Source organism: Mesorhizobium sp. P2_F8 (assembly GCF_056403655.1).
This window is the reverse complement of record NZ_JBFUFB010000014.1, coordinates 1-12,163: the sequence shown is the minus strand read 5'-3', so window position 1 is coordinate 12,163 and position 12,163 is coordinate 1. Positions and strand designations below refer to the sequence as shown.

General features: G+C 63.4%; 17 protein-coding genes. 6 read left to right on the top strand and 11 right to left on the bottom strand.

Annotated elements, in window-relative coordinates; translation table 11 throughout:
- Positions 1-38 precede the first annotated feature (38 nt).
- Positions 39-527 (bottom strand): SRPBCC family protein, encoded by a 489-nt coding sequence (locus AC1DZP_RS28365; protein WP_477228781.1) that lies wholly within the window; start codon positions 525-527, stop codon positions 39-41.
- 4 nt (positions 528-531) lie between these two features.
- A complete protein-coding gene (locus AC1DZP_RS28360; protein WP_477228792.1) occupies positions 532-900 on the bottom strand; it encodes an ArsR/SmtB family transcription factor in 369 nt (122 codons plus the stop codon).
- A gap of 166 nt (positions 901-1,066) precedes the next feature.
- Here AC1DZP_RS28360 and AC1DZP_RS28355 point away from each other — a divergent pair, with 166 nt between their 5' ends.
- Positions 1,067-1,309, top strand: coding sequence for a hypothetical protein (locus tag AC1DZP_RS28355; protein WP_477228782.1), 243 nt, complete (start codon positions 1,067-1,069; stop codon positions 1,307-1,309).
- Here the strand turns inward: AC1DZP_RS28355 and AC1DZP_RS28350 are convergent.
- Positions 1,306-2,022, bottom strand: coding sequence for a hypothetical protein (locus AC1DZP_RS28350; protein ID WP_477228783.1), 717 nt, complete (start codon positions 2,020-2,022; stop codon positions 1,306-1,308). The two genes, AC1DZP_RS28355 and AC1DZP_RS28350, sit on opposite strands and share 4 nt — an antisense overlap.
- 7 nt (positions 2,023-2,029) lie before the next feature.
- Positions 2,030-3,142 (bottom strand): endonuclease/exonuclease/phosphatase family protein, encoded by a 1,113-nt coding sequence (locus AC1DZP_RS28345; protein WP_477228784.1) that lies wholly within the window; start codon positions 3,140-3,142, stop codon positions 2,030-2,032.
- Between the two features lie 186 nt (positions 3,143-3,328).
- Here AC1DZP_RS28345 and AC1DZP_RS28340 point away from each other — a divergent pair, with 186 nt between their 5' ends.
- The gene (locus AC1DZP_RS28340; RefSeq protein ID WP_457150243.1) at positions 3,329-3,886 is read left to right on the top strand and encodes a BA14K family protein; all 558 of its coding nucleotides are present in this window, start codon (positions 3,329-3,331) and stop codon (positions 3,884-3,886) included.
- 196 nt (positions 3,887-4,082) lie between these two features.
- On the opposite strand, the gene ilvC is transcribed toward AC1DZP_RS28340, so the two are convergent.
- Together ilvC and AC1DZP_RS28330 are read right to left on the bottom strand one after the other, a co-directional pair.
- On the bottom strand, positions 4,083-5,102 hold the full coding sequence (gene ilvC, locus AC1DZP_RS28335; RefSeq protein WP_095087167.1) for a ketol-acid reductoisomerase: 1,020 nt from the start codon (positions 5,100-5,102) through the stop codon (positions 4,083-4,085).
- A 24-nt stretch (positions 5,103-5,126) separates the two neighbouring features.
- Positions 5,127-5,780, bottom strand: coding sequence for a TetR/AcrR family transcriptional regulator (locus AC1DZP_RS28330; RefSeq protein ID WP_477228785.1), 654 nt, complete (start codon positions 5,778-5,780; stop codon positions 5,127-5,129).
- A gap of 173 nt (positions 5,781-5,953) precedes the next feature.
- On the opposite strand from AC1DZP_RS28330, the gene AC1DZP_RS28325 reads away from it, so the two are divergent.
- Complete coding sequence (locus AC1DZP_RS28325; protein ID WP_477306979.1) at positions 5,954-6,388, top strand: anthrone oxygenase family protein; 435 nt, start codon at positions 5,954-5,956, stop codon at positions 6,386-6,388.
- 14 nt (positions 6,389-6,402) lie between these two features.
- Here the strand turns inward: AC1DZP_RS28325 and AC1DZP_RS28320 are convergent, their stop codons facing one another.
- Positions 6,403-6,861 (bottom strand): MarR family winged helix-turn-helix transcriptional regulator, encoded by a 459-nt coding sequence (locus AC1DZP_RS28320; protein ID WP_477306977.1) that lies wholly within the window; start codon positions 6,859-6,861, stop codon positions 6,403-6,405.
- 96 nt (positions 6,862-6,957) lie between these two features.
- Between AC1DZP_RS28320 and AC1DZP_RS28315 the strand changes: the two genes are divergently transcribed.
- Entirely contained in the window at positions 6,958-7,266 is a 309-nt protein-coding gene (locus AC1DZP_RS28315; RefSeq protein WP_477306975.1) for a Rieske (2Fe-2S) protein, read from the top strand.
- Entirely contained in the window at positions 7,263-7,976 is a 714-nt protein-coding gene (locus AC1DZP_RS28310; RefSeq protein WP_477306973.1) for a glutathione S-transferase family protein, read from the top strand. Before AC1DZP_RS28315 ends, AC1DZP_RS28310 begins: the two co-directional genes overlap by 4 nt.
- Here the strand turns inward: AC1DZP_RS28310 and AC1DZP_RS28305 are convergent.
- Complete coding sequence (locus AC1DZP_RS28305; RefSeq protein WP_477306971.1) at positions 7,939-9,204, bottom strand: FAD-dependent oxidoreductase; 1,266 nt, start codon at positions 9,202-9,204, stop codon at positions 7,939-7,941. The genes AC1DZP_RS28310 and AC1DZP_RS28305 overlap by 38 nt on opposite strands.
- A 62-nt stretch (positions 9,205-9,266) precedes the next feature.
- Positions 9,267-9,677, bottom strand: a complete 411-nt coding sequence (locus AC1DZP_RS28300; protein WP_457150249.1) for a winged helix-turn-helix transcriptional regulator — start codon at positions 9,675-9,677, stop codon at positions 9,267-9,269.
- A gap of 134 nt (positions 9,678-9,811) precedes the next feature.
- Between AC1DZP_RS28300 and AC1DZP_RS28295 the strand changes: the two genes are divergently transcribed.
- Entirely contained in the window at positions 9,812-10,702 is an 891-nt protein-coding gene (locus AC1DZP_RS28295) for an SDR family oxidoreductase (RefSeq protein ID WP_477306969.1), read from the top strand.
- Between the two features lie 43 nt (positions 10,703-10,745).
- Here the strand turns inward: AC1DZP_RS28295 and AC1DZP_RS28290 are convergent, their stop codons facing one another.
- Both AC1DZP_RS28290 and AC1DZP_RS28285 read right to left on the bottom strand, forming a co-directional pair.
- The gene (locus tag AC1DZP_RS28290; RefSeq protein ID WP_477306967.1) at positions 10,746-11,786 is read right to left on the bottom strand and encodes an SDR family oxidoreductase; all 1,041 of its coding nucleotides are present in this window, start codon (positions 11,784-11,786) and stop codon (positions 10,746-10,748) included.
- 35 nt (positions 11,787-11,821) lie between these two features.
- Positions 11,822-12,163, bottom strand: a 342-nt coding sequence (locus AC1DZP_RS28285; RefSeq protein WP_477306966.1) for a KUP/HAK/KT family potassium transporter, incomplete at its 5' end; no start/stop codon positions are given.

Genomic DNA, 12,163 nt, shown 5'->3' with positions numbered 1-12,163 from the left:
TCAACGACCGGTCGACGCTACTCCATGCGCGGACAACCTCATGACCGTCCCCCGACCGCGCCCAGGGCGACGAGAAGCTCGTCCAGTTGCTCGAACTGCTCGCCCATCGCATCCGCCGCCCCGGTCCCGGCAGCGTCGAGAGCTTCCTTCGAGGGATAGAGTTCGTGCAGGACCAGCAGCGTCTTGCCACCCTTTTCCTCGAAGGTCACCGTGGTGACGGGTCCAACGTCACCACCTTCGTCATTGGTCCAGACGAGGCGCGAGTGTGGTGTCACTTCGATATACCTGCCGAAGAACTCGTCAGAGTTTGAGGCATCGTGGCCGAACACCAGACGGTAGGTGCCACCGGTACGAACATCCATCTCACAGGAACGCAGGAACATGCCCATCGACTTCGGCGCCCACCACTGCTTGAACAGTTCGGGCTTGGTCCACGCCTCGAACACGATGCGCGCCGGGCCGTTGACGGTTCGCGTAACGACCAGCTCTCGGTCGGACTTCCGTTCGACCGTCGTACGGTTGTTCATGGGCTCACTCTCGCTTCTTTTGTCCATCGGCTTTCTCCTTCCGTTTCAATTTCTCGACAATCTGGTCCAACTCGTTGAAGCGTGCGTCCCAGAGCTGGCGGTACCCCTCGATCCAAGCCGTCTCTTCCTCCAGTCCGCGTAGGCCGAGCTTGCAGGTCCGCACGCGCCCAACCTTCTCCGTGGTGACGAGCCCGGCCTGCTCCAAGACGCCGACGTGCTTCTTCATGCCCGTGAGGGTCATGTGGAACTTCTCGGCAAGCTCCGTGATCGAAGCGTCTGTACGCCCGAGCTGCTCCAGAACGCCGCGTCGGGTGGCGTCCGAGAGCGCGGCAAACGAGGCATCCAAGCGGGTCTGAGAATAATACTGAACCATATGGTTCAGTATGTAGCAGGCGGATTGGCGGCATGCAAGGGGGGGGGGCCGCGCGTTGCGTGCCGCCGCCTTCACTCCCAAATCGACCTCATTTCGATGAGATTCGATCGACTCGGCGATCTCCACGCCCTAAGGCAAGATATCTCTGGTCGGGGGCGAACAAAGCATGAGCAAGAAGACACGACTGATCCTGGCGATGGTCGTCATCGAAGCAGTCCTTGCAGGCATCTGGTGGTATCTCGCCCGCTTCGGCATGGCCAATCCCGATCGGGTCGCCGCCGATTTCCAGGCAGTCGTCGGACAGACCATGGGAATGGCGATGGGCGGCTTGCTGGGTCTTGGCTTTATCTTGTTCTTCGTCGCCGCCCGCAACGATCGCAAGGCGGCGCAGGACAAGACGCGTCGTTAGTCCACGCCCGCAAAATGCCACTCGACCAGCGGCTTCATATGTGCCGCCAACCCGTCCGGCAGGTCGGCGGCGTGGCGGATGATGACCGGCCCCTCGATTTCCGGCTCGGTCTCTGTGGCGACGAAGGCTGAGATTCGCCGGGCAAGTTCGTCGGCCGGCGCGGTCTCGCGATAGCGGCGGAAGATCACCGTACCGCTGGCCGTCGACAGGACGTGGTAGCGCTTGCCGCGTGGCGCGTCCGACAGATCCAGACCGGTCTCCTCGCGCACCTCGCGGATCATGTTGAAATCGACGTCGACCTGGCCGTCGCGAAAGTCGATGGGCTCGAACGAGCCGGCGGCGAAATAGACGCGCCCGGCATTGACCGTGTGCGAGCCCATGCGGATCGCCACCAGCGCATTGTCGCCGGCCACCAGCACGGCATGGGCATAGGCATGTTCGGCGCCCGAATTCTCGCGCCGCTTACGCCAAAGCATGAAGGTGGAGTAGTTGACCGCATGGCAGCGGCCGACAAGACGGTTGTCGCGATAGGTGAGTTGCGACAGCAGCACCACCGTGCCGTCGAACAGCGCCGGCTTGGCTGCCAGCTCGCGCTGCCAGTTCTCGACGATTGCCTCCGCATTATCCAGTGCGAACGGGTGCGTGCTGGGATCGAGCCGCACGTCGACGGCATCGACCGGCAGGATGACATTGCGCGGCAGGTCGAAACTCATCGGCGTCTCAAGTCATGTCCAAGGTGATCGCCACGGGACAGTGATCGGATGCCTTCGGCCGGTCCCAGCCGGCGCGCGGAAACCGGTCGACCTCCTGGCCGGGCGGGAAAATCGTGCGCCAGGGCTGGCCGTTGCGGATGATGTCTGGAACAGCCGTCGCATTGCTGGCGGCGAGCCCTTTCGACAACAGGATGTAGTCGAGCTGGCACAGATGCCGTTCTTCCGGTCCGCGCGTGTGGTAGAAACTCCAGCGGTTCATCTCCGGCCGCCGCTCGACGACGTTTTCGCAGAAGCCGCCTTCTGTCAGCACGTTGATGCAGGACTGGTTCTCGTTGACCACCTCGAAGCGGTGGCCGTCGATCGCGTCGCCGGCGATCTTCACGCGTTGCCGGTAATCATTCATGTCACCGCAGACCGCCCATCGCTTGTCGGCAGCGTGGTCCTTGCCGAAGCGCTCCTCGATGATCCGGCGCACGGCTTGAGCCTCGGCGATGCGCACCGGCATCGTCGCTTCGCGTCCGTCGAGCCCGTTGCGGGGCGAGCCCATCGACTTGAAGTGCACCAGATAAAGCGTCAGCGGCACGCCGCCCACGGTCACGTCGACTTCCAGGCAGTCGCGCCGGAAGATGCGCTCATTGGCCTGGTTGCCGAGTGCCTCGAGCTCCGGCGTGTGCAGCCCGAACTGTTCGTAGGTGACGTAGGCATGGCTGGTCATGCGCACGAATTCGATCGCCTGGCCCTGCGCGGTCTCGTTGCGCATCATCACGGCAACGTCGATGCCACGAGAATCATTGCCCGATGTGGTGTACTTCTGCCGGTAGCCCTGCCCCACCATCTTGAACAGATAGCCATATTCGAAGGCCTTCAGCGCCTCGATGTTGTCGACCTCCTGCATGCAGATGATGTCGGCGCGGGTTGCCGCGATCGCCAGCGCCGTCAGCTGGCGCGTATCGTCGGACTGGGCTATGGCGCGCGCCTGCTCCAGCATCTTGTATTCCGCCTCGCTCTGGATATCGAACAGCGCCAGCGTGCGATCCTCGTTGAGCTGGTTGCGATAGCCGGAAAAATCGAACCTGTTCATCAGGTTCTCGACATTGAAGGTGGCGAGGCGCAGCGACATGTCATGACCTTTGCCCGCAAGCGCGGCGGAAAACAAGGTCGCAGGACCGCCAGCGGAGATCGATCGGTCCTGACGCCACTCGCGCCATGGTTGACGGAACCTTTCCGTTCATCCGCCGTTCAGATGCAAACATCCACAATAGGCCCCCTAAAATAGGCGTGGGGCCTGTATCTCTTGGAGAGTGCAATGAACTCGCTCTTTTCTTCCACGGTCAAATCCGGGCTGATTGCCCTCGGTATCCTGTCCGGCGTCACGGCGCCGTCCGCCGCAGGGCCGATGATGCAGCCCGACGTGTCGATCCCCGCCAGCACTGCGGCGCCGATGGTGGTTCGCGAAGGCTGGGCGGGCGGCAACAATGGCGGCAATTGGAGATGGCGCCGGTCGGGCAATTGGAATGGCGGAAACGGACACTGGAACGGTGGCCACGGACACTGGAATGGCGGCGGCGGAAACTGGAACAATGGAGACAATTGGCGTTGGCGCCATGGTCGCCATCATTATCACGGCGGCGGCTACTACGATGACGGCGCGGCTGCCCTTCTAGGCCTTGGCCTTGGGCTCGGCATCGGCAGCATGTACAACAACTACAATTACTACGACGCGCCACCGCGCCGCTACTACCGCACGCGGGTTTCGAGCGCCCATGTCCAATGGTGCTATAACCGCTACCGGTCGTATCGCGCCTGGGACAACACGTTCCAGCCCTATGGCGGCCCGCGTCAGCAGTGCTACTCGCCCTATTGACGAGCTAGCTGTAGCGGAGCCCTGACATGAAAAACGGCGCCATGTGGCGCCGTTTTTCATTTTCAGCTCTTCGAACCCAAGGACTTCGAGCGCAAGGTTCAGTTCTTGGCCTTGTCGACCAGCTTGTTCTTGGAAATCCCCGCGTGCCCGCAGGGCGAAGCCCGAGGACACGCAAAGGCAAGAACGTGGATTTAACTTAGTTCTTGGCCTTGTCGACCAGCTTGTTCTTGGAAATCCACGGCATCATCGCGCGCAGCTTGGCGCCGACTTCCTCGATCTGGTGGCTGTCATTGTTGCGGCGAATGCCCTTGAAGCGCGACATGCCGGCGCGATATTCCTGCATCCATTCCGAAGTGAATTTTCCGGTCTGGATATCCTTCAGGACGCGCTTCATCTCGGCCTTGGTCTCGGCGGTGATGATGCGCGGGCCCGAGACATATTCGCCCCATTCGGCGGTGTTCGAGATCGAATAGTTCATGTTGGCGATGCCGCCTTCATAGATCAGGTCGACGATCAGCTTGACCTCGTGCAGGCATTCGAAATAGGCCATTTCCGGCGCGTAGCCGGCTTCCACCAGCGTCTCGAAGCCGGCGCGGATCAGCTCGACCAGGCCGCCGCAAAGCACGACCTGCTCGCCGAACAAGTCGGTCTCGCACTCCTCACGGAAATTGGTCTCGATGATGCCCGAACGGCCGCCGCCGACGCCGCAGGCATAGGACAGCGCCAGGTCAAGCGCATTGCCCGAAGCGTCCTGGTTGACCGCGACCAGGCACGGCACGCCGCCGCCCTTCTGGTATTCGCCGCGCACCGTGTGGCCAGGGCCCTTCGGCGCGATCATGACGACGTCGACCGAGGCCTTCGGCTCGATCAGGCCGAAATGCACGTTGAGGCCGTGCGCGAAGGCGATTGCAGCGCCGTCACGAATGTTCGGCGCGATCTCGTTGCGATAGATGTCGGCTTGCAGCTCGTCAGGCGTCGCCATCATCATCAGGTCGGCCCATTTGGCCGCGTCCGCCACGCTCATCACCTTGAGACCGTCGGCCTCGACCTTCTTGGCGGTCGCCGAGCCGGCCTTGAGGCCGATGGCGATGTCCTTGGCGCCCGAATCCTTGAGGTTGAGCGCGTGCGCCCTGCCCTGGCTGCCATAGCCGATGATAGCGACCTTCTTGCCCTTGATCAGATTGAGATCGGCATCGCGATCGTAATAGACACGCATTTTGTCTTCCTTCCCGGTTATGAATCAGAGGCCTTGCGGCCGGTTGTTGCTCTTGAAAAGAGCGAGAAACTGCTGCGTCGCCCGCGCGGCATCGCCGCCGATCGCCGCCTCAGTCAATTCCAGCCGGTCGCCGAGCAGCAGACGGATCTGCACGTCGCGGGCGACCAGCCCGAAAAAGGTTCGGAACGCCGTCTCGGCATCCGCAAAGTCGAGCAGTCCAGCCTGTCGTCCGGCCTCAAGCAGCGGCTTCAGCCGCTTAGCCAAAGCGAAGCGGCCATTCTCCAGCACCACGGCGCCAAGGTTATCCTTGCCGGAACCAGCATGACTGACCGCTACGCGGTTGAGCGCGATCGAAGTGTCGCTCGAAATAACCTTCAGCCAGTCGGAAGCGAAGCGTTCGAGGCTTGCTATCAGCGACACAAGATCGAGCCCTTTGCCATCGACCTGCGCCACCCGCACCTTGGACGCCTGCCACTGCACCGTCGCCGTCAGCAGCCCGTCACGGTCGCCGAACCATTTGTAGAGCGTTTCCTTGGAGCAGCTTGCCCGACGCGCCACGGCGGTCATGGTCAGCTGATCGCCCTCCTCGACGAGCAGGCGCAGCGCTGCGTCGAGCACGGCTTTCTGCCGCTCCGTCAGCGCTTCGCTGGTGTCGATCTCGGGCACGATGTCCAACACGCTCTTCTCTCGGCAGGCAAAGGCCGGTCTCGGCAGGCAAGGCCGGCCGGTTATTTCCGGCAAGCCGTACCGTACGTTACGGTTCGGCACTTCTATGGCGTATTGTCCCGATCCATGCAAGTCCTATTTCTATCCACATGGCGTCGTGCCGGACGCCTGCGCGGGGAACGAAGATGCTGATCGGATTGTTGGCCTTGATGGTTGCCGCCGTATTCTCTGGCGCCGCGATCTACGTCAGTGTCGCCGAGCAACCGGCGCGGCTTCGTCTCGACGACAAGGCGCTGCTGCAGGAATGGCAACCTTCCTACAAGCGGGGCGCCGCCATGCAGGCGTCGATTGCCATTGTTGCTTGCGTTCTGGGTCTCATTGCCTGGTGGCAGACTGGCGGTTTCGCCTTTCTGGTCGGCGCGGTGCTGATCATCCTGCCCTGGCCGTGGACGCTGATCGCCATGATGCCGACCAACAGGGTGCTGGAGGCGATGGACGCAGGCGCCGGCAATCCGCAAGCCCGGTCCCTGATCGTCAAGTGGGGCGATCTGCACCGGGTTCGCGTGGCCCTTGGCGTGCTGGCGACACTGGCCTTTCTCTGGGGCAGTCATTCGGCCTGACCGGCGCTAAAACGTCAGTCCACAACGGGCGGATGGCGCAATCGACCCAGGAGTGCCGACACCATGTTCAGCTCATCCGCGGAGAGTTTGGCGCCGACCAGTTCGCTGATCGACCGCCCATAGACAGCCCACATCTGGCGACGCATCTCGCGGCCCCTGGCCGTGATACGGATGGTCTGGCCGCGGCCGTCATCGGCCACCGGCAGTTTCTCGACCACCCCGTCTGCCTCGAGCCGGGCCAGCAGCCGCGAGACGTTGTATTGCGCAAACAAAGTGCGCTCGATCAGTTGAAACGGCCGCAAGCCGCCCTCACCCGCCTCGGCGAGTTCGTGCAGCACGTCGTACCAGGCAAGCGGTGGCAGGCCGCCTTCCTTCAGCGCGTCTTCAGCACTTTCCACGAGCTGGCGCGAAACGCGCATCAGGCGAGCCCAGGCCATGATGGCTTCGGGTGAAGGCATGGCTTTCTCAGTCATGGCCCACCATAGGCGATAGATGCAACTGCATCAAGCTTGACAGTCAATGCAGATGCATCTATATAGATGCAATTGCATTAATGTTGAGGACGCGTCATGAAACACGAAATCTGCAAGGTCGCCGACATTCCGCAGACGGGCAGCCTGATCGCCCCGTTCTTCGGCCGCGAGGTCCATGTCTACCGCAGCGGCGAGCGCATCCGCGCCGCCGCCAATGTCTGTCTGCACTTCGGTGGGCCGCTCGACTGCAAGGACGGCAGGTTGGTCTGCCAATGGCACGGCGCCTCGTTCGATATGGCCAGTGGTGATCGCGTCGATGGTCCGGCGCCAAAGGATTCCCGCCTGATGTTCCTGTCGACGCGCGTCGAGGACGGCGCGTTGAACTATGTCTGGGGAGTGAGATGACCGACAAACTCATTCTCGTCAGCCATCCTCTCTGCCCCTATGTGCAGCGCGCGGCAATTTCACTGGCGGAAAAGGGCGTGCCGTTCGAGCGCGTCGATATCGACCTCGCCAACAAGCCGGCCTGGTTCAGAGCGATCTCGCCGCTCGGCAAGGTGCCGCTGCTGCGCGTGCAGCGAAATGGCGAGGAAATGGTGATCTTCGAATCCGCAGTCATTCTCGAATTCCTCGAAGAGACACAAGCCAATCCCCTCCACCCCGCCGACCCCTATGCCCGCGCCCGGCATCGTGCCTGGATCGAGTTCGGCTCGGCAATCCTCAACGCCATCGGCCGGTTCTATTCGGCCTCGACGGAGCCCGGCTTCCTCGCCGAAACCAGCGCGCTGTCGGCGATGTTCGATCGTCTCGAAGCCGAGCTGGCGGACACCGAACGGAACGGACCATGGTTCGCCGGCGAGCACTTCTCGCTTGCCGACGCCGTCCACGGCCCTGTTTTCAGATATCTCGACGTCTTCGACCGGATCGGCGATTTCGGCATTCTGGACGGCAAGCCGTTCGTCCGCGCCTGGCGTCAGGCGTTGAGGGAGCGCCCGTCGATCAGGCACGCCGTCGCGCCGGACTACCCGCAGCGCCTGCATGCCTTTCTGCGGGCGAAGACGTCGCAACTCTCGACGATTATTCAGCGGAACGATCTGGCCATCGCGCTTCCTTGAGCCCGATACGCCTGAACGGATCGACCACCGTGCCGGCCACCATCGAGGCAAGGAACTGTGGCGCCGGCGGGATTCTTGCCACCGTTGCCACCAGCCTGTCGCGGATGAAGGGCAGCGCCATGGAGTCCGACTGGTAGAAGGGCGTGAACGCCAGCGACAGCGCCTGGAAGACACGCACGTGCCACCGCCGTGCCTTCCCATAGGCTTCAAGTGCCTCCTCGACGTTTGGCGTCCGCGCCAGCGCATGGCTGAGCGCCGCCGCATCGAGCAGCGCCATGTTCGCCCCTTGCCCCAGCTGCGGACTGGTCGAATGCGCGGCGTCGCCGATGACGGCCAGCCGCCGCCCGGCCGGCCGCTTCATCGTGTGGTGGCCGTAGCGCGCCAGCGAAAGCTGGTCGAAATCCTCGATCTGGCTGGTGTATGCCTCGCTCTCGGGCCACAACCGAACCACCCTCTCCTTCCAGGCGTCGAGGCCCCGGTTGTGCACCTCATCGGCGTCCGCCGGCTTCAGGCTCCAGAAGAAGGCCGCCATCTTTTCAGCGCCCGGCTGCGGCCGGCCGATCGGCAGCACACCGATCATCACGCTGGCCTTGTCGTAGCGCTGCAATAGCGCGTGCTCGTCGAAACCTTCATCGTGCCAGCGCAGCGAGGCCCAGAACGCGCCGTAGGTGAGCGGCCGTGGCGCGCCTGCATTGCCCGTGCACTGCCGCAGCTTCGAGCGTGAGCCGCTGGCGTCGACGACGAAGTCGAACGGCCCTTCCCTGCGGCCGTTGCCACAGACCAGCGTTGCCCGTTCGCCGGTCTCCAGAGTCTCGATCTCGACACCTGTCTCGATGGCGATCGCTTCGCGCTGCACAGCACGAAAGAGCACGCCGAACAGAGCCGCCCGATGCACCGCCAGCCCGAAGCGGTGGCCGCGCTGGGCATCATAGCGGACGTCGAGAACAGTGCGGCCTGTCGTGGCATCGGCGCCATGCAACCGGTCGATGCGGCTGCCCAGCGCCAGTATCTCGTCCAGTAGGCGGAGATCAGCCAACACCGTCAGCCCGGTCGGCTGCAGGATCAGCCCGGAACCGACCGGCTTCGGCTCCTCGAAGCGCTCGAAGATGGTGACCTTGTGCCCGGCGCGCTTGAGATAGAGCGCCACGGCGAGCCCCGCCGGGCCGGCCCCGGCAATCGCGATATCGTAGGAAATGCCAATGCCCCCAAAGCCGAACTGGCCGGACAATCCTTCAGCGGGCGGACTAAATCAAGCCGCAGCCCTTGGCTTTGTCCGCTTCGCGGGCCGGCTCACCCTTGGGCGGCATCAAAACCGGCGCGCGCGTTGCGCACCGCGTCGTGGTTGAGCTCGGCCCACAGGATCAGCTGGTGCAAGGCGCCGAACATCGAGCGTCCAAGGTCGGTAAGGCTGTATTCAACGCTCGGCGGTTTGGTCGGGAACACTTCGCGATGCACATAGCCGTCGCGCTGCAGGTCGTAGAGCGTCTGGGTAAGCATGCGCTGTGAAATGTCGGGCACCAGCCGCCGCAGCTCGCCGAAGCGATAGGGCTGCTCGGCCAGTGCCGCCATCAACAGTGAGCTCCATTTGCCGTTCAGCCCCTGGATCACGTCGCGAACCGGGCAATCGGCGATGTTGCCGCCATCGCTCAAGGATTTGTAGATCTCGAGCTTGGATCTGAGATTGACGATGGTGCTGTCCACGGCTGGTTCCCTGGCTGTGCCTACCTCCCGAAAAACTGCCTTCTTTACGGCCAAGGGTCAATTCCTATTTTAGTGCTGGTCTCTTTTTGAGACCACCTTTAGCCCCTCCTCTCCGACCCATGCCAGGATCTCCAATGAGCAAAACCCTCCTCGTCACCGGCGCTTCAGGCCAACTCGGCCGCAGCGTCATCAACCACCTGCTGGACACATTCAACGTCCCGGCGGCGCAGATCATCGCCACCACGCGCACGCCTGCCAACCTTGCCGACCTGGCGGCGCGCGGCGTTGTCGTCAGGGCCGCCGACTTCAACGATCCGGCATCGCTTGCCAAGGCCTTCGCGGGCGCCAGCCGGGCGCTCATCATCTCGACCAACGAACTTGAGGTGCAGGGAAAGCGCCGTGAGCAGCAGCTCGCGGCCGTGACCGCGGCCAGCAAGGCTGGCGTCGCCCACCTGCTCTACACCTCGATGCCTAACCCCGAGCCGGGTTCACCGGTCCATTTCGCGCCCGACCACTACGACACCGAACAAGCGATCAAGGCGAGCGGCATTCCCTATACGATCTTCCGCAATGGCTGGTATGACGAGAACCTATTCATGGCAACGCCGCAAATCCTGGCGACGGGCCAATGGTACACATCGGCGGGCGATGGCCGCATTTCCTATGGCGCGCGCGACGATCTCGCGGCGGCGATCGCCGCGGGGCTCGCCTCCGGCACCAACGAGAGCGCGACCTACACGCTGACAGGACCCCAGGCCTATACGACTGCCGAGGTCGCGGCCCTCGTCACCGAAGTCACCGGCAAGCCCATCCAGGTCGTGCAGCTTTCCGACGACGCCCTAACCGAGGGCATGAAGGCAGCCGGCCTGCCTGAGCCCTTCGCCAAGCTTCTGGTGTCCTTCGACGCCACCACGCGGGGCGGCGGTCTTGGCATGGTGACGGACGCCGTGGAAAAGCTCTCCGGCCGCAAGTCGGTGTCGCTGAAGCAGTTCCTCGAGACCAACAAGGCTGCCTTGGCAGGCTGACGGTCGGTGAGTGGTCCCGGAAGCCTAACCCCGGCTTCCGGCGCTACTTCGCCTTTTTGAGCAGACCGAGCCGGATCAGGCTTTCGCCGGTGGCAACCAGCGCGTCCTCGCGTGATCGCGGCGCCCAGCTTAGCAGGCGCACGGCTCTTGCTTTGGTTGCATTCTTGACCTTTCCCAGTTCCGGCACCAACTGTGCGACTTCCGGGTTGAACAGGCCCACGATGCGCACCAGCCAATCGGGTAGTTCCCGCGTTGATACGCGCGCCCCGGCATCGCCCAGCCGCGTTTTCAAAGTCTGCGCGATCTCCCGCACGGTCATGAAATCGCCGGCAACCGCCAGGAACCGCTTGCCCCTGGCGGCAGGATTGGTCATGGCACGCACATGCAGGTCCGCCACGTCGCGCACGTCGACAACGCCGAAGGACAGGCGCGGCAGCCCCGGCATGGCACCGTTCAGCATACGCTGGACAAATTCGGTGGAGGTCGAATGGTCCGGGCCGAGCACCGGCCCGAAGATACCGACCGGATTGACGACCGCCAGTTCCAGTTTGCCACCCTCCGCGGCAATGAAATCCCAGGCGGCGCGTTCGGCGAGCGTCTTCGATTTCACATAGGCGCTGACCTTGGCCGTCGGATCGGTCCAGCTCTCCTCGGTGAACGGCTGCCCGCCGGGCGGCAGCTTGCCATAACCGATTGCCGCGAAGGACGAGGTCAGCACGACGCGCTTCACGTTCGCAACCCGCGCCGCGCGCAACACCCTGAGCGCGCCCTCACGGGCCGGGATGATCAGGTCGTCTTCATGTTTCGGCACGCCGGGCGGAAATGGCGAGGCGACATGAAGCACATAGTCGCAGCCGGCCACAGCATCCGGCCAGCCGGCATCGGCCATCAGATCGGCGACGGCAAACGAGAGCGCCGCCCCAGGCTCGGTGCCGCCGGCCTTGAGCATGGCCACAACATCGGCTTCGCGCTTGGCAGAGCGCACGGTCGTGCGCACGCGGTAGCCGGCGTTCAGCAGTTCGAGAATGCAATGCGCGCCGAGGAAGCCGGAGCCACCGGTAACAAGCACCAATTCGCCGCTCATTCCCGTCTCCTCAACCGTTCATCGGCAAGGGCCCGTCAGATCGCCACCTGCGTACCGATCTCTACCACACGGCCGGTCGGGATCTGGAAATATTCGGTCGCGTCGGCCGCCGTGCGCGCCAGGCCGATGAACAACCGGTCCTGCCAAACCGGCATGCCGGAATTGGGCGAGGCCTTGAGCGAACGTCGCGACAGGAAGAACGAGGTCGTCATGATGTCGAACTTCCAGCCCTGCTTGCGGCAGATCGCCAGCGCGCGCGGGATGTTGGGCTGCTCCATGTAGCCGAAGGTCAGCGTCACCCGCATGAACAGCTCGTTGACCGTCTCCATCTTGACCCGCTCGCTGTCGGGCACCACCGGCTGCGGCGCGGTCACCAC